Source organism: Candidatus Pelagibacter sp. Uisw_092 (assembly GCF_047729545.1).
In the GTDB taxonomy this organism is placed as follows: domain Bacteria; phylum Pseudomonadota; class Alphaproteobacteria; order Pelagibacterales; family Pelagibacteraceae; genus Pelagibacter.
Map to the genome: position 1 here is coordinate 62,661 of NZ_CP159824.1, position 23,957 is coordinate 86,617.

29 protein-coding genes and 3 tRNA genes are annotated in these 23,957 nt (G+C 28.8%); 19 read left to right on the forward strand and 13 right to left on the reverse strand.

Features of this window, described 5'->3' with window-relative positions:
* Both fmt and truA read left to right on the forward strand, forming a co-directional pair.
* A complete protein-coding gene (gene fmt / locus ABXT63_RS00290) occupies positions 1-933 on the forward strand; it encodes a methionyl-tRNA formyltransferase (protein ID WP_415320934.1) in 933 nt (310 codons plus the stop codon).
* Complete coding sequence (gene truA, locus ABXT63_RS00295; protein WP_415320935.1) at positions 926-1,666, forward strand: tRNA pseudouridine(38-40) synthase TruA; 741 nt, start codon at positions 926-928, stop codon at positions 1,664-1,666. Before fmt ends, truA begins: the two co-directional genes overlap by 8 nt.
* Here truA and ABXT63_RS00300 read toward each other — a convergent pair.
* The 11 genes from ABXT63_RS00300 to rpmH form a co-directional block, all read right to left on the reverse strand.
* On the reverse strand, positions 1,656-2,135 hold the full coding sequence (locus tag ABXT63_RS00300; protein ID WP_415320936.1) for an SET domain-containing protein: 480 nt from the start codon (positions 2,133-2,135) through the stop codon (positions 1,656-1,658). The genes truA and ABXT63_RS00300 overlap by 11 nt on opposite strands.
* 31 nt (positions 2,136-2,166) lie before the next feature.
* Positions 2,167-3,096, reverse strand: coding sequence for a histone deacetylase family protein (locus tag ABXT63_RS00305; RefSeq protein WP_415320937.1), 930 nt, complete (start codon positions 3,094-3,096; stop codon positions 2,167-2,169).
* Positions 3,097-3,291 carry a hypothetical protein gene (locus tag ABXT63_RS00310; protein ID WP_415320938.1) on the reverse strand — a complete coding sequence of 65 codons (195 nt, stop codon included), beginning with the start codon at positions 3,289-3,291 and terminating at the stop codon, positions 3,097-3,099. It lies immediately after the preceding gene.
* Positions 3,291-4,445 carry a succinyl-diaminopimelate desuccinylase gene (gene dapE / locus ABXT63_RS00315; RefSeq protein WP_415320939.1) on the reverse strand — a complete coding sequence of 385 codons (1,155 nt, stop codon included), beginning with the start codon at positions 4,443-4,445 and terminating at the stop codon, positions 3,291-3,293. Before dapE ends, ABXT63_RS00310 begins: the two co-directional genes overlap by 1 nt.
* On the reverse strand, positions 4,446-5,264 hold the full coding sequence (gene dapD / locus ABXT63_RS00320; protein ID WP_415320940.1) for a 2,3,4,5-tetrahydropyridine-2,6-dicarboxylate N-succinyltransferase: 819 nt from the start codon (positions 5,262-5,264) through the stop codon (positions 4,446-4,448). It abuts the gene before it with no gap.
* 23 nt (positions 5,265-5,287) lie between these two features.
* On the reverse strand, positions 5,288-5,965 hold the full coding sequence (locus ABXT63_RS00325) for a pyrimidine 5'-nucleotidase (RefSeq protein WP_415320941.1): 678 nt from the start codon (positions 5,963-5,965) through the stop codon (positions 5,288-5,290).
* Positions 5,962-6,828 carry an acetylglutamate kinase gene (argB, locus tag ABXT63_RS00330; protein WP_415320942.1) on the reverse strand — a complete coding sequence of 289 codons (867 nt, stop codon included), beginning with the start codon at positions 6,826-6,828 and terminating at the stop codon, positions 5,962-5,964. The genes ABXT63_RS00325 and argB overlap by 4 nt, the downstream gene beginning before the upstream one ends.
* Positions 6,829-8,505, reverse strand: coding sequence for a membrane protein insertase YidC (gene yidC / locus ABXT63_RS00335; RefSeq protein WP_415320943.1), 1,677 nt, complete (start codon positions 8,503-8,505; stop codon positions 6,829-6,831). It lies immediately after the preceding gene.
* A complete protein-coding gene (yidD, locus tag ABXT63_RS00340) occupies positions 8,505-8,756 on the reverse strand; it encodes a membrane protein insertion efficiency factor YidD (protein WP_415320944.1) in 252 nt (83 codons plus the stop codon). The genes yidC and yidD overlap by 1 nt, the downstream gene beginning before the upstream one ends.
* Entirely contained in the window at positions 8,756-9,022 is a 267-nt protein-coding gene (locus ABXT63_RS00345) for a ribonuclease P protein component (protein WP_415321982.1), read from the reverse strand. Before ABXT63_RS00345 ends, yidD begins: the two co-directional genes overlap by 1 nt.
* A gap of 87 nt (positions 9,023-9,109) precedes the next feature.
* Entirely contained in the window at positions 9,110-9,274 is a 165-nt protein-coding gene (rpmH, locus tag ABXT63_RS00350; protein WP_415308528.1) for a 50S ribosomal protein L34, read from the reverse strand.
* A 90-nt stretch (positions 9,275-9,364) separates the two neighbouring features.
* On the opposite strand from rpmH, the gene ABXT63_RS00355 reads away from it, so the two are divergent.
* Both ABXT63_RS00355 and ABXT63_RS00360 read left to right on the forward strand, forming a co-directional pair.
* Positions 9,365-10,081: a TVP38/TMEM64 family protein gene (locus tag ABXT63_RS00355; protein ID WP_415320945.1), complete on the forward strand. Its 717-nt coding sequence runs from the start codon at positions 9,365-9,367 to the stop codon at positions 10,079-10,081.
* Positions 10,082-11,350, forward strand: coding sequence for a hypothetical protein (locus tag ABXT63_RS00360; RefSeq protein WP_415320946.1), 1,269 nt, complete (start codon positions 10,082-10,084; stop codon positions 11,348-11,350).
* Positions 11,351-11,469: 119 nt separating this feature from the next.
* On the opposite strand, the gene ABXT63_RS00365 is transcribed toward ABXT63_RS00360, so the two are convergent.
* Complete coding sequence (locus ABXT63_RS00365; RefSeq protein ID WP_415320947.1) at positions 11,470-12,174, reverse strand: glycosyltransferase family 2 protein; 705 nt, start codon at positions 12,172-12,174, stop codon at positions 11,470-11,472.
* A gap of 20 nt (positions 12,175-12,194) precedes the next feature.
* On the opposite strand from ABXT63_RS00365, the gene ABXT63_RS00370 reads away from it, so the two are divergent.
* A complete protein-coding gene (locus tag ABXT63_RS00370) occupies positions 12,195-12,800 on the forward strand; it encodes a hypothetical protein (RefSeq protein ID WP_415320948.1) in 606 nt (201 codons plus the stop codon).
* 16 nt (positions 12,801-12,816) lie between these two features.
* Here the strand turns inward: ABXT63_RS00370 and ABXT63_RS00375 are convergent.
* Positions 12,817-12,890: transfer RNA gene (locus tag ABXT63_RS00375), tRNA-Thr, on the reverse strand.
* 102 nt (positions 12,891-12,992) lie between these two features.
* Here ABXT63_RS00375 and ABXT63_RS00380 point away from each other — a divergent pair.
* The 14 genes from ABXT63_RS00380 (at position 12,993) to ABXT63_RS00445 (ending at position 23,929) form a co-directional block, all read left to right on the forward strand.
* Positions 12,993-13,190 (forward strand): hypothetical protein, encoded by a 198-nt coding sequence (locus ABXT63_RS00380; protein WP_415320949.1) that lies wholly within the window; start codon positions 12,993-12,995, stop codon positions 13,188-13,190.
* Between the two features lie 100 nt (positions 13,191-13,290).
* Positions 13,291-13,848, forward strand: coding sequence for a dCTP deaminase (gene dcd, locus ABXT63_RS00385; protein WP_415320950.1), 558 nt, complete (start codon positions 13,291-13,293; stop codon positions 13,846-13,848).
* Positions 13,849-13,850: 2 nt separating this feature from the next.
* The gene (gene murA / locus ABXT63_RS00390) at positions 13,851-15,104 is read left to right on the forward strand and encodes a UDP-N-acetylglucosamine 1-carboxyvinyltransferase (protein ID WP_415320951.1); all 1,254 of its coding nucleotides are present in this window, start codon (positions 13,851-13,853) and stop codon (positions 15,102-15,104) included.
* Positions 15,104-15,499, forward strand: coding sequence for a DUF2948 family protein (locus ABXT63_RS00395; protein ID WP_415320952.1), 396 nt, complete (start codon positions 15,104-15,106; stop codon positions 15,497-15,499). The genes murA and ABXT63_RS00395 overlap by 1 nt, the downstream gene beginning before the upstream one ends.
* On the forward strand, positions 15,499-16,785 hold the full coding sequence (gene hisD / locus ABXT63_RS00400) for a histidinol dehydrogenase (protein WP_415320953.1): 1,287 nt from the start codon (positions 15,499-15,501) through the stop codon (positions 16,783-16,785). Before ABXT63_RS00395 ends, hisD begins: the two co-directional genes overlap by 1 nt.
* Before the next feature lie 2 nt (positions 16,786-16,787).
* Positions 16,788-17,003 (forward strand): translation initiation factor IF-1, encoded by a 216-nt coding sequence (gene infA / locus ABXT63_RS00405; protein ID WP_006997427.1) that lies wholly within the window; start codon positions 16,788-16,790, stop codon positions 17,001-17,003.
* Between the two features lie 5 nt (positions 17,004-17,008).
* A tRNA-Phe gene (locus ABXT63_RS00410) sits at positions 17,009-17,084 on the forward strand.
* A gap of 215 nt (positions 17,085-17,299) precedes the next feature.
* Positions 17,300-17,374, forward strand: a tRNA-His gene (locus tag ABXT63_RS00415).
* Positions 17,375-17,380: 6 nt separating this feature from the next.
* Positions 17,381-18,778 (forward strand): histidine--tRNA ligase, encoded by a 1,398-nt coding sequence (hisS, locus tag ABXT63_RS00420; RefSeq protein WP_415320954.1) that lies wholly within the window; start codon positions 17,381-17,383, stop codon positions 18,776-18,778.
* Positions 18,756-19,808: an ATP phosphoribosyltransferase regulatory subunit gene (locus ABXT63_RS00425; RefSeq protein ID WP_415320955.1), complete on the forward strand. Its 1,053-nt coding sequence runs from the start codon at positions 18,756-18,758 to the stop codon at positions 19,806-19,808. The genes hisS and ABXT63_RS00425 overlap by 23 nt, the downstream gene beginning before the upstream one ends.
* The gene (gene hisG, locus ABXT63_RS00430) at positions 19,808-20,497 is read left to right on the forward strand and encodes an ATP phosphoribosyltransferase (RefSeq protein WP_415320956.1); all 690 of its coding nucleotides are present in this window, start codon (positions 19,808-19,810) and stop codon (positions 20,495-20,497) included. Before ABXT63_RS00425 ends, hisG begins: the two co-directional genes overlap by 1 nt.
* A gap of 181 nt (positions 20,498-20,678) precedes the next feature.
* The gene (locus ABXT63_RS00435; RefSeq protein ID WP_415320957.1) at positions 20,679-21,776 is read left to right on the forward strand and encodes a DNA recombination protein RmuC; all 1,098 of its coding nucleotides are present in this window, start codon (positions 20,679-20,681) and stop codon (positions 21,774-21,776) included.
* A gap of 37 nt (positions 21,777-21,813) precedes the next feature.
* Positions 21,814-22,500 carry a hypothetical protein gene (locus ABXT63_RS00440; RefSeq protein WP_415320958.1) on the forward strand — a complete coding sequence of 229 codons (687 nt, stop codon included), beginning with the start codon at positions 21,814-21,816 and terminating at the stop codon, positions 22,498-22,500.
* Position 22,501: 1 nt separating this feature from the next.
* Positions 22,502-23,929: an exonuclease domain-containing protein gene (locus ABXT63_RS00445; protein ID WP_415320959.1), complete on the forward strand. Its 1,428-nt coding sequence runs from the start codon at positions 22,502-22,504 to the stop codon at positions 23,927-23,929.
* Positions 23,930-23,957: the final 28 nt, after the last annotated feature.

Below are 23,957 nucleotides of genomic sequence, written 5' to 3' on the forward strand. Positions count from 1 at the left end.
ATGTTAAAAAAAATTATTTTTATGGGAACACCTTTTTTTGCAGTACCAATATTAAAATCATTATATCAAAATGGATATTCGGTATCAGTGGTGTATACACAACCACCTCAAAAATCACAAAGAGGACAAAAAATTAATAAATCACCCATTCAAGGAATTTCTGAGACTTTAAACCTTGAATATAGAACGCCAAGTTCATTAAAAAATAACAAAGAAGAATATAATTATTTTAAGAAATTAAATGCAGATATAGCAATTGTGGTTGCGTATGGGCAAATTATTCCAAAAGAATATTTAAGTTTAGTTAAAAAAGGTTTTATTAATATACACGCATCACTACTTCCAAAATGGAGGGGAGCAGCACCTATTCAGAGATCAATTATGAATTTAGAAAAAGAAACAGGCGTTAGTATTATGAGAATAGGAGAAAAGTTAGACACAGGACCGGTCTGTAATTCATATAAAATAAATATTATGGCTGATGATAATTCAGAAACGATAGCTGAAAAACTTTCCACATTAGCTGCAGAAAAGATATTAGACAATATTGATGAAATCTTAGAGGATAAGATAGAATTTAAGGAACAAAAGCACAATGAAGCAAGCTATGCAGCTAAAATTGAAAAAACAGAAGGCCAAATAGAATGGGGTGAAACTGCTGAAAATATTATTGGTAAAATTAATGGATTATATCCAAGCCCTGGTGCTTTTTTCATTTATAATGGAGAAAGGTACAAAATCTTAAAGGCAAGTTTAGCTTTTGGTAGTGGAGAAATTGGAGAGGTATTAGACAATTATTTAGAAATTAGTTGTGGTAATAAAAAATCAATTAAGGTTTTAGAAATTCAAAGACAAGGAAAAAGACCTCAAAACATTGATGAATTTATGCTTGGATCGCAAATTAAAAAAGGTTCAAAATTAAGTAATGCATAAATATCAAATTTTAATTGAATATATTGGAACCGACTTTGTTGGATGGCAAATTCAATCTAAAGGAAAATCAATTCAAAAATTAATACAAACAAAATTATCTAAACTCTTAAAAGAAAAAATATTATTAATTGGATCTGGAAGAACAGACACGGGAGTTCATGCCATTGAACAATCAGCACACTTTGAGTGCAAAAAAGAAATTCAAAATATAGATAAATTTTTAAAATCAGTAAATTACTTTGTAAACGATAAGAATGTATCAATTATAAAAATTAAAAAGAAAAACATAAATTTTCATGCAAGATTTTCTGCAAAACAAAGGGTTTACAAGTATGTAATTTTTAATCGATTGAGTAGACCCTCCATAGAAAGAGGAAAAGGATGGCACATAATTAAAGAACTAGATGTTATGCTAATGAAAGAAGGTGCAAAAAAGCTTTTAGGAACTAAGGATTTTTCTACATTTAGATCATCAAGTTGTAATGCTAAAAATTCAATTCGAACTATGAAATCAATTAAGATAAAATCAATTAAAGGAAGAATTGAAATACAATTTCAATCACAGTCATTTTTGCAACAACAAGTTAGATCAATGGTTGGTTGTTTAAAATATCTAGCTGAAAAAAAATGGGATTTAAAAAAATTTAATTTTGTTTTTAAGTCAAAAAAAAGAATACTTTGTGCACCACCTGCACCAGCTGAAGGATTATTTTTAGAGAAAGTTATTTATTAAGTTTTTGTTGTCCAATACTGTATCTTTTATTAATCCTCCATCTTGACTCGGAACGAACAATGTAACCACAACAGTTTTTAGAACGACATTTACATGGGAATTGCTTATAGTCTTCATCATAACCAAATCCATAATCAGCAGTTATTTCTTCACCTTTTTTAATATCTTTTATAGCAATCACCCATAACTTTAAGCCAGTTCCGTTGTAATCACAGTTATTAGAACAAGAGTGATTTATTAAACGTGCAGGGTTCCATGAAACATCTCCATCCATGTCATATTTCTTATTTAAATTAAATAAATAGATAGGTTTTGCATTATCAAATTTTTTAGTTTCTTCGGTTTGTTTTTTTGTAATAATTTTACCAACATAGTCAATAATTCTAGTACCTTCCTTAATATCTGTTGTAGCATAAAGACCTCGACCTTTTTTATCGATGTTAGATTTTTGAATTTTATAATGTTTCATTGTGAGTTCTTTAATGTCTATTGAGAAATTATCAATCAAATTCTATTAAAGCTTTAACGTGCATTTCACTACTTTCTTGTAGTGCTAAAAGATCATAACCACCCTCTAGGATAGAGACCACTTTTCCATCACAGTATTGTTTTGATAGCTCCAGGATTCTTTTAGTAATGTTATAAAAGTCTTTCGACTCTAATTGAAGTTGTGCCAATGGATCATCTTTATGGGCATCAAAACCTGCAGAAAGTAATATAAATTCAGGTCTAAATTCTTTAATTTTCTTAAGCACAAATTCAAAGGCATTTAAATATTCTTCCGAGGTTGTTCCTGCAGGCAAAGGAATATTTAATATGTTGTTATGTTTTCCTTTTTCATCATTAGTACCTGACCCTGGGTAATAAGGGTATTGATGAGTAGAAATATATAGAACTTTTTCATTATCATAAAAAATATCTTGAGTACCATTTCCATGGTGAACATCAAAATCAATAATTGCTACTTTATTAAGTTTGTATTTATTTATAAGATAATTAGCTCCAACAGCCACATTGTTATAGATACAAAAGCCCATGGCTTTATTTTTTTCTGCATGATGTCCTGGAGGTCTGACTGCACAAAAAGCATTCTTAAAATTTTTATTTTGGACACCATCAATAGCTGTAATGATTGAACCTACAGCATCTGATATTGCATCCTTGCTTCCTGGTGAAACAATTGTATCTCCATCTAAAAAAGATAATCCTTTTTCTGGAAAAGATTTTTCTACAAAATTTATATAATCAGAATTGTGAGTCATTTCTAAAAGTGATCGATCAAATCTAGAAGGTTTTTTCCAAACTAAATTTTTATTATCTAACTTTTTAAAATTATCGATAACTACTGTAACTCTATCAATTTTCTCTGGATGACCGTCGCCCGTATTATGATTTTGATAAGTGTTAGAGGTTATTAAACCAGTTTTCATTTAAGATAGATACTCTTGATAAATAGTTTCTCGTTCTACTTTTAGCATTCCTTTAGTTCTTCCTACAAACTCATCACGCTGTTCTTTATTCTTAAAAACAAAAAAACAAATTGTATCTTTAGAGTGATAAATAGCTTTTAATTCATCATCAATATCATTTAGTTCTTTAGGGACATCTACTTTAATACAAATCATTAGAAGTAATTTTTAAGAATTTCAGAGTATATCTTTGTTAACTTTTTTAAGTCTGAAATAGATACTGCTTCATCTACTTTATGCATTGTTTTACCTACTAGACCAAATTCTAAACATGGGGCAATTTTTCTAATAAATCTTGCGTCTGAAGTTCCACCTGTTGTAGAAAATTGAGGTTTAATTTTTGTAATTTTTTTTATTACATTTTGAATCATATAAGTTGTTTTATTGGGCTTAGTTAAAAAAGCTTCACCTGATACACGATATTCTACTTTAAAATTAGATTTATCTTTTTTTGTAATTTTTTTGAAAATTTTATTTAATCTTTTCTTTAAGCTAGAAGATGTATGTTTTTTATTAAATCTTATGTTAAATGTAGCTTTTGCAAGTCCTGGAATAACATTATCAGCTGTATTATTGATATTAATTTTTGTTACTTCTAAATTTGTAGGCTGAAAGTCTTTTGTTCCTTTATCAAATTTTATTTCTTTTATTTCATTTAGTATTTTGATCATTGAAGTTGATGGGTTTTTAGCACGATGAGGATAAGCAACATGACCTTGAGTTCCAATTATAGTTAATTCAATATTGATACTTCCTCTTCTACCAATTTTAATCATTTCACCAAGTTTATTAGGGTTTGTTGGCTCACCAACTAAGCAAAAATCTATTTTTTCTTTTTTCTTTTTTAAGTAATCAACTACTTTTTTAGTACCATTAATTGCAATGCCTTCTTCATCGCCAGTAATTAATAAACTAATTGAGCCATTAATTTTTTTATTATTTGATACAAAACTATTTACAGCAACAACCCAGCTCGCAATTGCACTTTTCATGTCATTAGCTCCTCTGCCAATAAGATGATTTTTTTTAATAGCTGGACTAAAAGGTTTAATCGTCCAATCTTTTATATTTCCTGGAGGCACTACATCTAAATGACCAGCAAACATAAAGTTTGGTTGAGAATTACCCAATCTTGCATATAGATTTTTAACTGGTTTAGAGTTTTTATCTTTAAACTCTAAAATCTTACATTTAAATCCAATAGTAGTTAATTTTTTAGCTAAGAATTTCATTACACCCACATCAACAGGTGTAATGCTTGGAAATCTTATTAGCTCTTTTGCTAATGTAATTTCATTATAAGTTGGCATTTAGTCTCTCAGTAAATCGTTAATAGAAGTTTTAGATCTAGTTTTTTCATCAACTTGTTTAATTATCACTGCACAATATAAAGCAGGACCCTTACCATCTTTACTCGGTAAACTACCTGGAACTATTACCGAGTAAGGTGGAATTTTTCCATAGATTACTTCTCCACTTTCCCTGTAAACAATTTTTGTAGATTGACCAATAAATACACCCATAGATAAAACTGATCCTTCACCTACGATTACTCCTTCAACTATTTCAGAACGAGCTCCAACAAAACAGTTATCCTCAACAATCGTTGGATTAGCTTGCATTGGCTCTAATACCCCACCAATTCCCGCACCACCAGATATGTGACAGTTCTTTCCTATTTGAGCACAAGACCCGACAGAAGCCCAAGTATCGACCATAGTTCCTTCATCCACATAAGCTCCAATATTTACAAATGAAGGCATCAAGACAACATTTTTCCCAATGAAAGATCCATGTCTAACCGCTCCATTAGGCACCATTCTAAATCCAGCTTTTTTATGCTCTTCTATTCCCCAGCCTGCAGTTTTTCCTTTAACTTTATCCCACCATGTAGCATAGGGACCTACAAGAGTTTGCATTTCGTTAGTTTTAAAACTTAAAAGGATTGCTTTTTTTATCCACTGATGAACTACCCACTCATTATTTTTTTTTTCAGCAACTCTTAAAACACCTTTATCAACAAGTTCAATTGTTTCTTTAATACCAGCTAATATTGATGGGTCAGATTGGCCATTAATTGAATCTTTATTGTCCCAAGCAGTATTGATAATATTTTCAAATTCTTTCATAGTGTTATTTTATAATTTGCAGGTTAGTTTTTTTGTGCTTTTAGTATATTAATTTCTTGAAGAAAAGAAGGCAAGCTATTAATCTTATAATCAATATAAGGTTTATCAGCATCTTTTTTTGCAAATGTCTCATCATTTTCAAGCCAACAAGTTTTCATACCTAGATTTTTAGCTTGCTCTAAATTATGAGCAATATCTTCAATCAATATTGATTTTTTTGGGTCTAAATCAAATTTTTCTATTATTTTTTTATAAGGTTCAATTTTTGGTTTTGGTACAAAATCAGCATCAACAATATCAAATGCTCCATCAAATAGACCGTCTATGCCCAGTTGTTTAGTCACATTTTCAACATGGGCATGAGAGCCGTTTGTGAAAATATATTTTTTTTCCTTAATTTTAATTAATTCTTCTCGTAATACTTTGTCTTTTGGAAGCCAACTAATATCTATATCATGAACAAATTCAAGAAATTCATGTGGATCAATTTTATCATGATTCATTAATCCTGATAATGTTGTCCCATATTCATAGAAATATTCTTTTTGAATTTCTCTTGCTTTAATCAAATCCACATTAAATTTCTTTGATATGAAAGAAGACATTTTTTTATCAACTTCTGAAAAAACTTTTGTTTGACCACTATAAAGAGTATTATCAAGGTCAAATAACCAGTATTTTATATCTATTAAATTTTTCATTCTCTAATTAAAGTTCCTGAACCTTTGTCAGATAATAGTTCAAAAAGAAGTGAGTGATTTTTTCTTCCATCAATAATTACCACTCCCTTAACCCCATTACTTGCAACATCTAGACAATTATTAATTTTAGGTATCATGCCACCAGATATAACTTCTTGATCAATTAATTCTTTAGCTTTTTGAGAATTAATTTCAGGTATTAGTTTTTTTTCATTATCTAATACGCCCTCTACATCACTGATAATCATCAATCTTCTAGCCTTTAGTTCCTTAGCCACTGAACCAGCAACTGTATCTGCATTGATATTCAAAGTTTGATTGTTTTTATCTAACCCTAGTGGCGCAATAACAGGCACTTCATTAACTTTAATAATTTCTTTTAAAACAGCAGTTTTAATGTGAGTGGGAGTACCTACAAAACCTAATTTATCACTTTCAGGTTTTACAGTTATTATATTATATTCTTTTGAAGTGATTCTTCTTGTTTCACAAGACTGATCTTTTAAAGCATTAACAATTTCTTTATTAAACTCAATCAATACGTCCTCAACTATATTAATAGTATTTTTATCTGTAACTCTTAGTCCATTAATAAAATCACTTTTAATATTAAGTTCACCCAACTTATTATTTATTCTTTTACCACCACCATGAATAATTATAGGATTAAAGCCAAGTTTTTTTAAAACAGCAACATCTTCAATAAAAATTTTAAATAATCTTGGGTCAATTAGAACACTACCACCACATTTAATGACAATAAATTCATCATTATATTTTTTTAAATATTTTTTTACCTCTTCAATTGTTGGACCGCCTTTAGGTAAAATATTTATTAACTCTTCTTCTTTTAACGATGACATTTAAGTTGTTTTAATAGTCATTTTTCTTTGAACAATATATTGTTGAATCATTGTGAAGATATTGTTGAAGCTCCAGTAGATAACAAGACCTGCAGGAAATGGTGCAAGAATTACAGTTAGAAACACTGGAAAGAACATAAAAATTTTAGCCTGTATTGGATCTGGTGGGGTTGGATTAAGCTTTTGTTGTATGAACATAGTGATTCCCATAATGATAGGCCATGCACCTATTAATAAGAAAGAAGGTGGATCCCAAGGAATTAAACCAAAAACATTAAATAAAGACGTTGGATCTCTATCACTTAAGTCGTGTATCCATCCATAAAAAGGCATGTGTCTCATTTCAATAGTTACAAATAAAACTTTATATAAAGCAAAGAAAACTGGTATCTGAACTAGGATAGGTAGACAGCCACTCATGGGGTTTACTTTTTCTTTTTTGTAAAGAGCCATCATTGCTTGTTGTAATTTCATTTTATCGTCTTTATGAATTTCTTTTAATCTTGCCATTTCTGGAGCTAATAACTTCATTTTTCCCATAGACTTAAAACTAAAGTTAGCAAGAGGAAAGAAAGCCAATCTAATACAAATTGTAACAGCAATAATTGCTAAACCATAATTACCAAGTAATTTAAAGAAGTAGTCTAATACAAAAAATAAAGGCTTTGTAATGAAGTACATAAAGCCCCAATCAATTGCTAGATCAAATTTATTTATATCTAAATTTTCAGCATAACCATCAATGACATTTACTCTTTTAGCAGCAACTATAATTTGAATTTTTTCTTCAATAGAGCTGTTCGCTTTAACCTCTATGCCTTTGGTTGATATGTAGTTTGCTCTAAATTTATTTTTATAGTCAAAAGTTATTTTAAACTCTTTACCCTTAGGAGGTATAACCGATGTAACCCAAAACTTATCTGAAATAGCAACAAATCCTTCTTGTGCAGTTTGAGTAAATTTCTTTTCTTGGATATCGTCATAATCTTCTTCAATTAATTCATCATCAAGTACAGATAGGAACCCTTCATGTAAAATATAAAAACCAGATATTTCAGGTAATTTATTTCTAATTATTTGTCCATACGAATAAAAATTATAAGATTTATCTGATGAATTAATTATTTTCTCTTTTACAGTAAACAAAAATTGATCATCTAAACTTATATATTTTTCAAATGTGATGCCTTGTGAGTTGCTCCATGTTAGTTTTACAGGATTATTATTAGTTAATTTTTTATTTCCAGAAACTTCCCAAACAGTAGAGGCATTAGGTATGTCAATATTTTTGTTAGTACTTACAAAACCACTTTCAATTAAGTAACCATCTTCAACATTTCTAGGGCTCAATAGAGTTATTTTATCACTTCCATTAAGCTCAACATTGTATTCCTTGAAAGTTAAATCATCTATTGCCGCACCTTTTAAAGAAATAGATCCAACAATACTAGAATTTTCAAATTTAATTCTATCATTTTCTTTTAAAGCATCTGTTCTTGAAAGTTTAGCAAGGTTTTCATTTTTATCTAAGCTAGGAGTATCTGTATTACTTTCAATTTTTTTTTTTTCAGCTAAATTTTGCTTGATAACGGCAGGATCGGGTTGAAAAAAAAGAGAGTATAAAATAATCACTGCTGCCGATAGCGATATAGCTGCTATTACATTTCTAGTATCCATTATTTCTTAGCCTTTGATTCTTTATTTACTGGATCAAATCCTTCTCCACCACCCAATAGTTTAATAGGGTGACATGAAAAAATTCTTTTTGCACTTTTTGATACCCCTTTAATGAGCCCATATGATCTTAAGCATTCAATTGAATATTCTGAACATGTTGGAAGATATCTACACGAAGGAGTTAAGTATGGGCTAATAACCATTTTATAAAATTTAATCAGGCCAATTAAAATGTTTGATATAATGTTCATTACTTAATCTTTTCTATGTCTTGAAATAAAGTATCTTTTATTATCCCATATTCATTGTTTAGCATAGTTATTTTCGCAATCACAAGGTAAGAATAGTTAAAGTTTATTGATATTTTTTTTACGGCTTCGTTCATAATATTTCTTAATCTTCTTTTAACTTTATTCCTTTTTACAGCACTACGGATCAGTTTTTTTTTTGCTACAAAACTGATGTTTAGTTTTTTATTATCATTGCCATCAAGAGGACCAAAAAAAGAGTGATATATTTATTTGAGACTTTTTTTTTCTTAAGTAAATTTTTAAAATCTTCGTTTTTAGAAAGAGCAACAATTTTGCTTTTCATTTAGTCTAGCTTATTTACCTTTTGGCTTTTTTTGAGTAGATGAAACAGTAAGATCTTTACGTCCCTTGTCACGTCTTCTCTTAAGAAGTTTCTTCCCACCTTTGGTTGCCATCTTTGATCTGAAACCATGTTTTTTAAGACGCTTTCCAACTTTAGGTTGATATGTTCTTTTCATAGGATTTATTTAAGTTTTTATAAATTTTGGCTCTTTATAGTAATTATATGTATAAATAGCAAATAGAAGATTTTATAAAAGCAATAAATTATGAAAAAATCAAAAAAACTTAAGACAATTTTAGGTTTATTTTATTTATTAGTTGTCTCTTCATTTTTATACTTTCTTATTTCGAGATTTAGCCTTGCAGACATTAGCAGCATCAAGATTATTCAGTTAAATGCTGGGAAGTTAAATGAATTAAAAAATAATAACTTATTATGGCTATCTATTTTCTTTTTTATATTTACCATATTGTGGGTTTCTTTGCTTGGGTTTGGAAGTCCAATTATTTTAATTAGTGGATTTGTATTTGGTAAGTGGGTTGGTACAATTTTAGCTACACTCAGCTTGTCTGTTGGAGCATTATGCTTATATCTAATAGGTAAATATTTTTTTTATGAATTTTTAAAAAAAAATTTATTAAGTAGGTTTAAAAAATTTGAAAAAATGTTTAGCAAAAACCATCTAACTATAATGATATTTTTTAGGTTTTTTGGATTTGTACCTTTTTTTGTTGCAAATTTATTACCAGTAATTTTTAATATTAATATTAGAAATTACTTTTTAGGAACAATCATAGGAATTTTACCATCAGTATTTATAGTGAGTAGCTTTGGTAGTGGTTTAAACGAGGCACTGTATAAGTTTGAAGAATTTCCTGCAATGTATTCATTACTAACTTTACCTGAAATTTATTTTCCAATTTTAGGTTTTATTATAGTGATGTTAATATCATTTATATTCAAAAATTTTTTTTATAAATAAATGCAAAGCACAGTTGAAAATAAATCTTTTTTTATATTTATATTCATAAATATTTTATTAGTAATTTTTTGGCTGAATATTAAACAAGAAGTTGGAAATGACTCATCTATTTCAGAGTGGTTAATAAATTATCAAGGAGGTTTTACAAGAAGAGGTCTTGGAGGGGAACTTGCAATTGGACTAGCAAATTTTATGGATATTGCATTAAGAAAAGCAATTTTTTTAATACAAACAACAATTCACATATCGTATCTGGCGTTATTATATTTTTATTGCAGGGATTTAAAGATAAATCTTTTACAAAAATTTGCACTTTATGCTCCAATTTTTTTATTATATCCATTAGCTGAAATAGAGGCTCTAGGAAGAAAAGAAATTATTTTATTCTTATTTTTTTTAATGACTATTTTTTTTAGTACAAAAAAATATGATGTGAAATTTGTAAATTATTTAATATTTTTTCTTAGTCCAATAGTTTGTCTTATATGGGAGCAAGTAGTTTTATTCTTTCCTTTTTTTGCTGCTGTTTTAATTATTAAAAATAACTTAAAAACATTCAAAGAGGTGTTTCAAAAGTTGTTAATTATTTTTTTCCCTGGCATCATAACATTTGTTTATATTTTTGTTACGCCTTTAAGTGAAAGTGGTCATGAGATAATGTGTAATTTTTTAAATAATCAATATGATGAAAAATGTTACATGTCAGCCAACATGTTAATTTCTAGTACAATTCATTTTGATACTTTATGGATACATGATAATGCTAATTTTACACACTATTTAAGATATACCTTAATTTTTTTAGTTGGTTTTTTGCCCTTAAATATTTTGATTTCAAAAAACAGCTTTGCAAAGAAAGATAACTTTATTTCAAAAAATTTTAAATTGAGATCAATATTTTTTCTTCTTTATTCACCAGCATTAATGTTATTTATGTATGGGTATGACTGGGGTAGGTGGATAAACATTACTTATACGTTTTCAATTTTATTTTATATCCATCTTCTTAAAAACTCTATTATTCAACAAACACTAGAAATTAAAAATTTAAGTTGGAATAAATTTGTCAAAAGTAAATTTTTAGTTTCATTTGTATTTATTATATTCGCATTTTTTTGGAATCCTAAGACAGTAATAACAGCGGATATTGCAACAAATACAGGCTATAAAATAATTTACAATACCTCAAAAAAAATTTTTAATTTTACTAGTGTTAGGTTATTTCAGAACAACCCCATTATTAAATTTCATAAAAAATATATTGAATAATGATTTATTATTTTTACATAAGGTTAATTTTTTTTATAAATAATTTAATTTCTCAACTTTTCTAAGAAAAACAGATAATAGGAAAATTCATATTTCAAATTTGATTTAGAATTTATAAATCAATTTATTATTTTCAATAATGCGCACTTTAAAATAGTTACAAGATAAAGAAAACCATTTTTAAAAAAACCAAATATATTAGGAACTGATTTACTGTTTGTTTCTGTGTGTCTTTTTTGGGTAAAACCTATTTCTAGATAATTTTTTTTCATAATGATTAAAGTAAAAACAAACTCTATTATAAAATTTGCATAAAATGAATTTTTTGGCAAAATATCTGACAAAAGGTTTTTATTGAAAAACATTATACAACTAGTGTAGTCTTTTATCTTATTTGAAAGCAAGTATTGACAAGACTTATTTAAGACTAAACTTGATATTTTTCTGAAATCACCTCTCAAATCATCCCCATCACCCACATACCTTGAAAAGATTACACAGTCTCTATCTTTATTTTTTTCAAATGTATCGATGAAAAAATCTATTTCAGAATACATATCAAGGTCAAATCTTAAAATATAATCACCAGTGGACATAAATATTCCAAATATATAAGCGCTAGCAAATCCTTTTGTTTTTTTTCTGACAAATAGTTTAATTTTATCATCTTTTAAATTATTAATAATTTTAGTAGTTCCATCTGTTGAATTATCATCAATAATAATTATTTCTTTAACAGATTTTTTTTCAACCAATTTAGTTAGAGCCTTTTCTATATTGTCTACTTCATTATATGTGCACAAGACTATTGATAAATCATTCATTAAGTTGTTTATTATAACCAATGAATATTTACTTAAAAGCCTTATATGATATATTTAGAAATTATCACCTCTATTCAATACCAGTATTATTAAATGAATTTCTTTTTTACATAAAGTATAATAACAAATTTAATAAATTTAAGTATTTGAATAGTGATTTTTTATCAGATTCGATACCCTGCTCATACTTCTTTCTAAAAAAAATTAGAACGTTTGTAGTCAAAAATAATATATCGTTTTTATGTGATTTAGGTTCTGGGTATGGAAAAATTTTATATTTTTTTGGAGTTTTGAACAATTTCAAGATAGATGGTGTTGAGCTAGAAAAAGAAATTTATTTAGAATCAATTATATTAAAAAATGAAAATATAAGAATTTTTAATGAAAATATATTAAAATTTAATTTTAAAAATGAATATGATTTTTTTATAATAAATGATCCATTAAAAAGAATAGAAGATTTTGATGAATTGATTTTTAAGATAAAAAAAGATTATAAAAAAAAATTTTTTGTTTTTATAAATCTTAATCCAGAAAAATTAAATTTAGTTATTAAAAATCTAAAAATAGAAGATTCCATTATTATCAGTAAAAGCCGAAATATTGTATTTTGTTCGATACATTAATTTCTTTTAAACTTGGTGGTGCCCCCATGAAGAATCGAACTTCAAATTTATCCTTACCATGGACATGTTATGCCATTTAACTATAGGGGCTAATTTGTTATTTTATTGAAGTATTTCTATAATAATTCATTTTTTCAAAAAATTGCCTTAATTTTTTATATATAATGATTTATATCTAGCGAAGGAAATTTTATGGGAATTCATTACGATTATAAATCTACTAAAGGTAACAAGCTAATGGAAAAGCAGGCTAAAAGAGAAAAGAAGCTTGCTGAAAAAAGAGCTAAGCGTGAAGCAAAAGAAGGACCAAAAATACAAGAAGAACAGGAAAAAGTTTTAGATGCGTCTAAACCCATCACTTTAGATTTTTTAACCAACCCAGATAAATAATGAGTGATAAAGAAAAAAATGAAAGATTAAGTTTGGCACTTAAAAAAAACCTTAAAAAAAGAAAAATTTCTCAAAAAAAAAACAAAAAGAAAAGTAAATAATGTCAGTGCTTTCGGATAAATCAATAAAAAAACTTGCACTCGAAGAGACTATGATTTCACCTTTTGTAGACAAGCAGGTAAGAGATGGTAAAATTTCTTATGGCCTAAGTTCATTTGGTTATGATGCAAGAGTAGCAGATGAATTTAAAATATTTCACAATGTAAACTCCTCTATTGTTGACCCAAAAAAATTTACTTCAGATAACTTTGTTACAAAAAAAAGTTCTGAATATATTATTATCCCCCCAAACTCCTTTGCCCTAGGAACTACAATTGAAATTTTTAAAATTCCAAGAGATATTATGTGCATTGTTGTTGGAAAAAGCACTTATGCAAGAACTGGAATCATTGTTAACGTAACACCAATTGAATCTGAATTTTTTGGCACTGTTACTCTTGAATTTTCAAATACCACTCCATTACCAGCAAAAATATATGCAAATGAAGGTGTTGCACAATTTTTATTTTTAAAAGGAGATCAAGCTCCAGAAATTTCATATGCTGACCGTAAAGGTAAATATATGGGGCAAACTGGAGTAACTTTACCAAAAGTATAATCATGAAAAAGTTGGAAGTCTTTGGAGCAGCCAAGCTCAAGGGACAAATTAGAATTTCAGGTTCTAAAAATGCAGCTCTGCCAATCTTAGCTGCTACATTATTATCTAATAAAAAAATATTTTTAACAAATCTACCCAAGGTAAAAGACATTGAAACAATGATACTATTGTTGAAGTTTTTAGGTTCATCTATTGAAAATAATAAAAAAACACTAACCATTAACAACAATAAGCAAGTCAAAAATTTTGCAGCATATAGCTTGGTTAAAACTATGAGAGCAGGAATATTAGTTTTAGGACCATTACTTGCAAAGTTTGGTAAAGCAAAAGTATCTTTACCAGGTGGCTGTGCGATTGGTTCAAGACCCGTTGATATTCACTTACAAGCGCTATCAAAACTTGGAGTAAAATATAAAATTATTCAAGGGTATGTTCACGCAAATGCTCCCAAAGGGTTAGTTGGGGCAAATATAAAATTTCCAAAAATTTCAGTTGGTGCCACAGAAAACTTAATTATTGCAGCGTGTTTAGCAAAGGGAAAAACAATATTATCAAATTGTGCCATAGAGCCTGAGATTAAAGACCTAGTTAATTTTTTAATTAAGATGGGCTGTAATATTAAATGGACTGCAAAAAGAATTATTAAGATTGAAGGTGTAAGCAATCTCAACGAAGTAAAATACCAGATAATGCCAGATAGAATAGAGGCGGGCACATATTTAATAGCCGCTGCTTTAAATGAAGGGAATCTAAAGATTATTGGAATGGACCCAAAAATCATCATTACAGAAATCAATGTTTTAAAAAAAGTAGGATCAAAAATTATTTTAAGAAAAAATGAAATCCTTATTCAAGGAAGTAAAAAGATTAAAAGCATAAATATTAAAACATCCCCTTATCCAGGGTTTCCAACAGATTTACAGGCACAAATGATGGTATTATTGTGTAAGGCTAATAAAAAATCTCATATTAAAGAAGAAATATTTGAAAATAGATTTATGCATGTTGCGGAGTTAAATAGAATGGGAGCTAAGATTTCCATAAATGGAAATAAAGCAACCATAGAAGGAAATATTAAATTTGAAGCAGCAGAATTAATGGCCACAGATTTAAGAGCTTCTGTATCTTTAATTCTTGCAGCACTTGCAGCTAAAGGAAAATCGGTAATTAATAGGATATATCATCTTGATAGAGGTTATGAAGATATAGAGAAGAAATTAAAAAAAGTAGGGGCTAAAATTAAGAGAATTAACTAATGAATAAAAAATATTTATCAAAAATTATAGCTACAGACAATGAGGGACTACAAGTGATTTCAGCATGTTGCTCTGGAGCTGAAGTTAAAGTTGATGAAATTAAATATCTTCAGTCAAACAAGGTTTTTTTATTATCATTAAATAGATCTAAAGTAGAAACAGATGAGAAAGATAAAAAAGTTACCAGTATTTGCAAATTCGAATTTGTAGATAAAGTTAAATCTAAAAACATTAAACAAAACGACCCTGAGGAAAAATTAGAGTTAATTGGTATGGATTATTTAAAGAATAATGACAAATATGAGATAAACTTAATGTTTACAAACAACGCATACATTACATTATCAACAGAAATAATTGAAGTAACCTTAGACGACCAAAACAAAGCTGATTAATGATTAAGATATTAGATAGTAAAAATAAGAACTTTGATAAAGTTTTAGACACATTGCTGTCTAAACGAAAAAATAAAGTTCAACTTAATTCAGTTTCAGTTATTAAAATTATTAAAGATGTTAAGAAAAATGGTGATAAAGCCATCTTAAAGTATGAAAAGAGATTTAATAAAAATAGCGTTATTGCCCCAAATATAAAACAAATAAATAAAACTATTCAATCTTTAGATCCAAAGGTTAAAAAAGCAATCGATCTTGCTTATGATAGAATTTATAAATTCCACTCGTTACAAAAATTCAAAAATATTTCTTATACGGATAAACTAAAAAATAAATTAGAGTATAAATACGTACCTATTGAATCAGTTGCAATTTATGTGCCAGGTTCAACAGCCTCATACCCTTCTAGCGTTTTAATGAATGCAATACCTGCAATTGTTGCTGGGGTGAAAAGACTAGTTATGGTTAATCCAGGTCAAAAAGGTAAACAAAATCCAGCTGTATTATACGCTGCAAAGAAATGTAAGATTAAAGAGATTTATTCAATTGGAGGACCATCTGCCATTGCAGCTGTTGCATACGGTACTAAGAAAATTAAAAAAGTTGATAAAATTGTAGGCCCTGGAAATTCATACGTAGCTGCAGCAAAAAAAGAAGTTTTTGGAGACGTTGGAATTGAAGGAATGATTGCAGGTCCTTCTGAAGTGACAATAGTTTGTGATAAGTTTTCAAATCCTGAATGGATAGCAAGTGATCTAATAGGTCAAGCAGAACATGATAATCTTGCTCAATGTATTTTAATTTCAAAAGATAAATCAATTATTAAAAAAGTTAATGATGAAATTATTAATCAATTAAAAGAAATACCTAGAGCCGCAATTGCAAAAAATAGTCTACTTAATAATGGAATTATAATTCATATGCAGTCTGACCAGAAAATTATTAATATAGTAAATAAAATTGCCCCTGAGCACTTAGAGCTTAATACTAAGAATTATAAAAAAGTAGTGGGAAAGATTAAAAATGCAGGATCTATCTGTTTAGGAAAATATGCTGTAATGGCAATGACTGACTATAATGTTGGCTCTAACCATGTATTGCCAACTAATTCTTCAGCAAGATATTCAAGTGGAGTTAGTGTTAATGAATTTTATAAAAGAATTTCATATATAAACCTATCAAAAAAAGGGATTGAAACCCTTGGTCCATCAGTTATAACACTTGCAAACTACGAGGGTTTAGCGGGACACGCTAAGTCGGTAGAAAAAAGAATTAGGAGAAAATAAATTTGTCAAAACAAGAAATGCTGTCGTTCTCAGGAATTGTTGAGGATTTACTACCGAATGCAATGTTCAGAGTTAAATTAGAAAACGGCCATATTGTTACAGCTCATGCTGCAGGCAAATTACGTAAGAACAGAATTCGAGTACTTCAAGGTGATAAGGTTCAAGTCGAAATGACACCTTACGATTTGACCAAAGGTCGTATCACTTTTAGAGGTTAATATGGGGCCCTGTAGCTCAGTTGGTAGAGCATCGGATTGAAAATCCGTGTGTCACTGGTTCGAGTCCAGTTGGGGCCACCACCACCTCTCTTAAAAATTTAATAATAAGTTCAATGTCTTTTTATATTTATGTGTTGAAAATTATTCTTAATTGTCTAAAAGGTTGCTCATGATTATAAATATTACATATAGAGAGACTTCAAGAAGTACTCACAGACTTTGTTTCCATAGCCTTTAGGCTATTTATTTATAATATAATTTTAAATCCACACAAAAATAATATAAAAACAAGGAATGCCTGCGTAGTATAACGGTTAGTACGATAGTTTGTGGAACTATAGGATTTGGTTCGATTCCAAGCGCGGGTACCAAAAAAAATGAATAAAGAAAATAAACTAATTCCTGGGTTACCCTCAGGATTTGAAGACCGGTGGGGCAAGAAATTAACTCTTAAGAAAAAGTTAATTAATATTATTGAAACTAATTTTATAAAATTTGGTTTTGCTGCTCTTGAAACTCCTTCATTTGAAATTTCAGAAAATATAGGATCATTTCTTGCAGATGATGATAGCAATTCTATGTCTGACGTATTTTCATTTAAGGATGGTGAAAAAAATATTACTCTTAGATATGATTTATCAAGTCCATTAGCTAGATTTGTTGCTCAAAACAATCAAGAATTACCCTTACCTTATAAAAGATATCAAATGGGCGATGTCTGGAGAAATGAAAAAGCGGGTAATGCTCGTTATAGAAGTTTTTTACAATGTGACGCTGATATAGTTGGTAACGTTAATCCTGCCCAAGCCAATGCTGAACTTTGTAATTTAATTGCAAGTACACTTCTTGCCTGTGGTTTAAAAAAAGATCAGTTTGTTGTTAACATTAGTAATAGAAAAATTGTTCAAGGCTTAATTGAAGACCTTAAAATATCTGAAGATAAAAAGATAAAGGTTATGAGAGCAATAGATAAATTGGATAAGCCTGGCTTTGGTTTAAGAGGAGTTGAAGATTTATTAAAAAAAGAAAGAGTAGATGTAAGTGGAGCTGTCACAAAAGGTGCTGACTTATCCGATGATCAAGCTTCACAAATAATCAACTTCTTAAAAGTAAAAGATTTAAAAGAATTAAAAGAAAATTTAAAAAACTCATTATCTCAAGAAGGAATTAAAGAACTAGAAGACTTACTGGAAATAGCAAGTTATGGAGATTATTTAGATCAAATAAAGATAAACTTTACAATTGTTAGAGGGCTTGCTTATTATGACGGATTTTGTGTTGAAACAAATTTAAACTTTAAGACAACAAACAATAAAGGTAAAGAAGTTGATATAGGAAGTATTTGTTCAGGTGGACAATATAATAAATTAATTTCGAGATTTAAGGGAGTTGATATTCCTGGAACTGGAATGAGTATTGGTGTTGACCGATTATTATTTGCAATGATGCAACTTGATCAAATTGAAGTTAATGAAAAAAAACCAGCTATTATTTGTGTAATGGATGAAAGATATTTAAAAAATTATTATGAGATTTTAAAAGCTTTAAGAGACAATAATATTAACTCTGAAATATTTTTAGATAGTAAAAAAAATCTAGGCAAACAGTTAACATACGCAAATAAAAAACAATGCCCAGTAGCTGTTATTTGTGGTGAAAATGAATTTAAAGATAACACGATTACTTTAAAAAACCTTTTAGGAGTTAAAGGTGAAAACAATCAAGTAACGTTCCCAAAAGAAAATTTAATTGATGAAATCAAAAAATTTATCTGAAAAAATCCTTAGGTCGGTTAAATCTAAAGGGTTTAAATATATTGATTTACCTTCAGTAATTGAAGCTAATCATATTGTTCAACGATCTGGGGAAAATTTTAGAAAGTTTATTTTTTCGTTTACTGATCAAAATGGTAGTGAGCTTTGTCTAAGACCAGACCTTACAATAGCATCTTGCTTGAGATATTTAGAAAATAATCTTAAAGGAAAAGAAAAAATATTTTATAGTGGTCAGGCTTATAGAAAATCAAATAACAAAAAAGATTCTATTATTAGAGACCAGGTTGGCTTTGAGATCATTGGCTCTAAAGATGAAAAAAAAGATGATAAAGAAATTATAAATACAGCCTTAAAATCTCTATCTAATTTACAATATTCATCAGGAACTTTAAAAATTGGTAACGTTGAGATTTTTAATTTATTAATTTCAAAACTAGATATACCAAAAAGATGGAAGTTAAGACTTTCAAGACATTTTTGGAGAGAAGAATATTTCAATGACTTATTAAAAAGGTTAGAGTCAAACTCTGATGTAGATCCAACAATTGTTGAAGTTGATAAAAAGAGATATCAAAAAATGTTAAAAGATAATCAGCAAACAGTAGTTGCTGGTAGATCAATTGAAGAAATCTTAAAGAGATTTAATAATAAGATTAAAGATCCAAGAAGAGCCAGTAGAGGTAAAAATGTTTCAAAAATTATTAAAGAGTTTTTAAAAATTAATTGTCCAATAGGACAAGCAGCTGAAAAACTTAATATCTTTTTTAAAAAAAATAAAATTAATTTAGTTGTGGATCAAGAATATTTCCCAACCTCATTAAACAAAATTCAAAAATTAAATGTAGAGTTCTTGGCGCCTTTTGGGCGTCAATTAGAATATTATACAGGTATGGTATTTAAAATTGATATTTTATCTAAATCAAAAAATATTAACGTCATTAACGGTGGACGATACGACAAACTAATTTCAGACCTTGGATCTAAAAAACAAGTTCCAGCAGTAGGAGCTGCTTTAAATTTAAACTACTAATGACAAAAAATTTTATTAATATTGGAATTCCAAGCAAAGGCAGATTAAGAGCCGATATCTTAAAAATATTTAAAAAAAATAAATTGAATTTAGTTTCAGAAAGAGGTGAGAGAGATTTATTAGGATCTATTAAAAACTTAAATAATGTTAAAGTGTTATATCTTCATGCAAGGGAGATAGTTGAAAGACTTGGAGATGGCTCTTTAGACCTTGGCTTTTCTGGATATGATTTATTAAAAGAGAGTGAAGTTAATATCCAAAATAAAATTAATGTAGTTAAGAATTATGGATTTGGCAAAGCAACACTGGTTGTTGCTATCCCAGACCCTTGGATTGATGTTCAAACAGTTGCCGATTTAGAAGAGATTGCTTTTGAATTTAAAGATAAAAAGAAAAAAAGATTAAGAGTAGCAACAAAATATCCCAATTTAACAAGAGAGTTTTTGTTTTCAAAAGGAGTTACACAATTTAAGTTAGTTAGCAGTTTAGGTGCAACTGAAGCATATCCTTTTACTGGGTCATCTGAAATTATTACTGATATTACTTCATCTGGTGAAACACTAAGAGCGAATAACCTTCGAATTCTTAAAGATGGTGAAATTTTAAAGTCAGAAGCCTGTATGATGGCTTCAAAATCTTCTCTAAAAAATAGTCTGGTTAAAAAATTAGTTAAGTTACTTTCTAAGTAAAGTATCTTTTACGTAAATCAAAATAATCCTAATAATATCAAGGTTTCTAAGTACTGCATAAGCGGCAACAATAGCTCCAATAATAAGTAGTATTTTTAGTATTAAAATTAATTCCATAGAGACAGTTTTAAATAATTACATATATAAATCAAATTTTTACTATAAAATATCTCCTAGAATCATGGACATAATTTTATTAACGGTATTAGTCTTATTACTAGGAGTTGCTTTAGCAATCCTTTATCTAAACTTAAGATCTAAGCCAAAAGATGAGAGTGAAAATAAAGAAGCTGAAGAGATGGCTAATTTAAAGACAGAAATTACTTCATTAAAAGATACCTTAAATACTACTATTAATACTTCGCTCGGTTCAATGTCGACTTCATTTAACAACCTATCAACTGGGGTGACCAAAGATATGACAGAGGCCTTAACAAAAGTTGATGAAAAAGTAGGAAACTTTAATAGTCAGGTCGAATTATTAAATAAAAGCCAAGAAGGTATAACAAAAATTTTAGCTGGAGTTAAAAAATATGGAACTCTTGCAGAGTTTTCATTAGATGCTCTAATCAAAGACTTATTACCTGCCTCTCAATTCATGACTAACGTTAAGATGAAAGAAGATACAGGTGAAAATGTAGAATTTGCAATCAAACTTCAGGGCGATGTAATGGTGCCTGTAGACTCACATTTTCCAGTAGAAAAATTTAAAGCAATTACTGATGGTTATGATGCTGATGATAAAAAAGCTGTTGCAGATGCAAGGGCAAAATTAGCTGCTGCATTTAAAGCAAAAGCTAAAAGTGTTAATGAAAAATATATTGTTCCACCAAAAACTACAGATTTTGCAATTGTTTATGCCCCAACTGAAAGTTTATATAAAGAATTAACGGAATACCAAGATCCAACTACTAAAGAATTATTAACTCAAGAATTAATGAAAAAATATAAAATTGTAATCTGTGGTCCAAATACTCTTTCTGCTTATTTGCAATCATTACACATGGGCTTTCAATCTCTAAAAGTTCAAAAAGGTGCAACAGAAATTTATGATCACTTAAAAACAATTAGCTCAAGATTTGGAAAACATTTTGATAATATAGTTTCACTTAGAAAAAAATTAGAAGAAGCAATGATTGTTGTTGATAAGTTTGGAACAGATGCAAGATCGATCAGCAGAAGCCTAGAAAATATTAAAGATCCTGAACAAGTTGATAAAGCCCTTCAAACAGAAAATGTAGAAAAATTTGTTGACCATTCAAAACAAGCAAAAAATTAATTTCTTTTTTCCCTCAATACCGCTTATAACAAACTATATGCAGTGGAATAACAAATTTACTTATCCAAAATCTATGAGATCAATGGTGAGTGGCTCAAGAATGTATGCTGTAAATCAACAAAAACTTCCATCAGTAACTTCCATATTACAAGCAACACAAAGTGAAGAAAAAAAAGCATCTCTTGCAAATTGGAAAGCAAGAGTGGGTGCTGCTGAAGCAAATAGAATTAAAAATGATGCCTCAAGCAGGGGAACATCAATGCATGGCTTTCTAGAAAAATATTTATTAGGCCAGTTAAATCTGGAATTGTTAGAAATAGAAAATAAATCTAAAAAAATGGCTGATGAAATTATTGAGCAAGGAATTAAAGGAAAATTGACAGAGATATGGGGAACAGAATCGTGTTTGTACTACCCCTCAAAATATGCTGGCACATGCGATGCGGTAGGCGTCTATGAAGGGCAAGAAACTATTATTGATTTTAAACAATCAAACAAACCTAAAAAAGAAGAGTGGATTGAGGATTATTATCTTCAATTAGGGGCCTATTCATTAGCTCATAATGTTGTTCATAATTCAAAAATAACCCAAGGAATTGTTTTACTTTGTACTGTAGATAATTTATTCCAAGACTTTAGAATTCAAGGTGAAAAACTAGAAGAATATCAAAACAAGTTTTTAGAAAAAGTAGAACAATACTATCATCAAAGGAATATGAACTAATATGAATTTAGCAATATGGGACATTGAATCTAGTAGCGCCAATACTTCATGGGGAAGCATCATTGAAGTGGGTGGTATTTTAGTTGACCCAAATTTTAAAGAATTAGATCGTTTCAATTTTAGATGTAGATTACCAGAAGGAGAGATTCCTCAAGCAATGGCTTTAATAGTTAACAAAACTAGCGTTGATTTATTAACTAAAGGAAATTTAAGTCACTACCAAATGTTATCTCAGTTAGAAGCAACATTTAAAAAATGGAGCCCGGCAATGTTCATGGGTTGGTCAAACATTGGTTTTGATGATGAGATGATAAGGAACGAATTCTTTAGAGGAATTAGATATCCATATATTACAAATGCAACTCCTAATAAAAGACATGATGGTTTAAACATTGCAAGAGGTGCTCATGCAGTCGATGAAAGCGTTGTAAAAACAGAAATAAATGCAAAAGGTAATGCGGTCATGAAACTAGAATCGTTAGCTAGAATGAATGGATTTGAATCTAGTGGGGCTCACTCAGCTTTATTTGATGCAGAATTAACTGTTAAGGTTTTAGGTTTAATTAAAAAAAATCAACCTCAAACTTGGGATACATTTTTAAGAACAGCAAACAAGAGTGATACCGAGACAATATTCAAAACAGAAAAAATATTTACATTGGCTGAATATCATTTTGGTAAAAATTATAGATTTGTAGTTGCACCACTTCACCCAAAACATTGTATTCACCCAATCTATCAGTGGGGCCAAGCTTTTGATCTTAAAATTGATCCAATCCCATTATTTGAAATGTCAATTTCTGAACTTAAAAGTGCTATTAAAAAATTAAAGTTTCTAAGAACTATACGATCTAACAAAGCTCCTATAATTTTAGATGCAAGTTATGGACTACAAGTTGAACCATATAGCAAACTTGATCCTGATTTAATTAAAGAACGTGCAAAGTTAGTGAATAGTAATGAAAAATTTTCTCAAAATGTTTTAACAGCATTAAGAGAAACTGCTGAAGATAAAGCACAATTTGACTCACAAGCCGATCTATTAGCAGAAGAGACAATTTATAAAAAATTTACACCTCAAAAAGACACAGCGTTATTTCCAAAATGGCATGCAGCATCCTGGAAAGATAAATTGATTTTACTGGATAAATTTGAAGATGAAAGAATGGTAAGTTTTGGAAAAAAAATAATTTATCAAGAATCACCAGAGACATTACCTATAGATATGTTTAAGGCTATTAAACTTGGGATAGCTGAAAGAATACTAAGTGATGAGAAAGAGAAATGGTGGACATGTAAGGAGTTTTATTTTGAATGTGACAATTTAAGAGATAGATACACCAATGATAAAGATGAGAAAAAGCTTAAGTTTTTAGACGAAATAAATGAATTTGTTGAAGGAATACAGAAAAAATACGAGCAAGCATAATTCCCCTGTTAATTAACTAAAAAAATCC

Coding starts and splice junctions, on each gene's coding strand:
- fmt (WP_415320934.1), top strand. CDS start 1: ATGTTAAAAAAAATTATTTTTATGGGAACACCTTTTTTTGCAGTACCA.
- truA (WP_415320935.1), top strand. CDS start 926: ATGCATAAATATCAAATTTTAATTGAATATATTGGAACCGACTTTGTT.
- ABXT63_RS00300 (WP_415320936.1), bottom strand. CDS start 2,135: ATGAAACATTATAAAATTCAAAAATCTAACATCGATAAAAAAGGTCGA.
- ABXT63_RS00305 (WP_415320937.1), bottom strand. CDS start 3,096: ATGAAAACTGGTTTAATAACCTCTAACACTTATCAAAATCATAATACG.
- ABXT63_RS00310 (WP_415320938.1), bottom strand. CDS start 3,291: ATGATTTGTATTAAAGTAGATGTCCCTAAAGAACTAAATGATATTGAT.
- dapE (WP_415320939.1), bottom strand. CDS start 4,445: ATGCCAACTTATAATGAAATTACATTAGCAAAAGAGCTAATAAGATTT.
- dapD (WP_415320940.1), bottom strand. CDS start 5,264: ATGAAAGAATTTGAAAATATTATCAATACTGCTTGGGACAATAAAGAT.
- ABXT63_RS00325 (WP_415320941.1), bottom strand. CDS start 5,965: ATGAAAAATTTAATAGATATAAAATACTGGTTATTTGACCTTGATAAT.
- argB (WP_415320942.1), bottom strand. CDS start 6,828: ATGTCATCGTTAAAAGAAGAAGAGTTAATAAATATTTTACCTAAAGGC.
- yidC (WP_415320943.1), bottom strand. CDS start 8,505: ATGGATACTAGAAATGTAATAGCAGCTATATCGCTATCGGCAGCAGTG.
- yidD (WP_415320944.1), bottom strand. CDS start 8,756: ATGAACATTATATCAAACATTTTAATTGGCCTGATTAAATTTTATAAA.
- rpmH (WP_415308528.1), bottom strand. CDS start 9,274: ATGAAAAGAACATATCAACCTAAAGTTGGAAAGCGTCTTAAAAAACAT.
- ABXT63_RS00355 (WP_415320945.1), top strand. CDS start 9,365: ATGAAAAAATCAAAAAAACTTAAGACAATTTTAGGTTTATTTTATTTA.
- ABXT63_RS00360 (WP_415320946.1), top strand. CDS start 10,082: ATGCAAAGCACAGTTGAAAATAAATCTTTTTTTATATTTATATTCATA.
- ABXT63_RS00365 (WP_415320947.1), bottom strand. CDS start 12,174: ATGAATGATTTATCAATAGTCTTGTGCACATATAATGAAGTAGACAAT.
- ABXT63_RS00370 (WP_415320948.1), top strand. CDS start 12,195: ATGAATATTTACTTAAAAGCCTTATATGATATATTTAGAAATTATCAC.
- ABXT63_RS00380 (WP_415320949.1), top strand. CDS start 12,993: ATGGGAATTCATTACGATTATAAATCTACTAAAGGTAACAAGCTAATG.
- dcd (WP_415320950.1), top strand. CDS start 13,291: ATGTCAGTGCTTTCGGATAAATCAATAAAAAAACTTGCACTCGAAGAG.
- murA (WP_415320951.1), top strand. CDS start 13,851: ATGAAAAAGTTGGAAGTCTTTGGAGCAGCCAAGCTCAAGGGACAAATT.
- ABXT63_RS00395 (WP_415320952.1), top strand. CDS start 15,104: ATGAATAAAAAATATTTATCAAAAATTATAGCTACAGACAATGAGGGA.
- hisD (WP_415320953.1), top strand. CDS start 15,499: ATGATTAAGATATTAGATAGTAAAAATAAGAACTTTGATAAAGTTTTA.
- hisS (WP_415320954.1), top strand. CDS start 17,381: ATGAATAAAGAAAATAAACTAATTCCTGGGTTACCCTCAGGATTTGAA.
- ABXT63_RS00425 (WP_415320955.1), top strand. CDS start 18,756: ATGAAATCAAAAAATTTATCTGAAAAAATCCTTAGGTCGGTTAAATCT.
- hisG (WP_415320956.1), top strand. CDS start 19,808: ATGACAAAAAATTTTATTAATATTGGAATTCCAAGCAAAGGCAGATTA.
- ABXT63_RS00435 (WP_415320957.1), top strand. CDS start 20,679: ATGGACATAATTTTATTAACGGTATTAGTCTTATTACTAGGAGTTGCT.
- ABXT63_RS00440 (WP_415320958.1), top strand. CDS start 21,814: ATGCAGTGGAATAACAAATTTACTTATCCAAAATCTATGAGATCAATG.
- ABXT63_RS00445 (WP_415320959.1), top strand. CDS start 22,502: ATGAATTTAGCAATATGGGACATTGAATCTAGTAGCGCCAATACTTCA.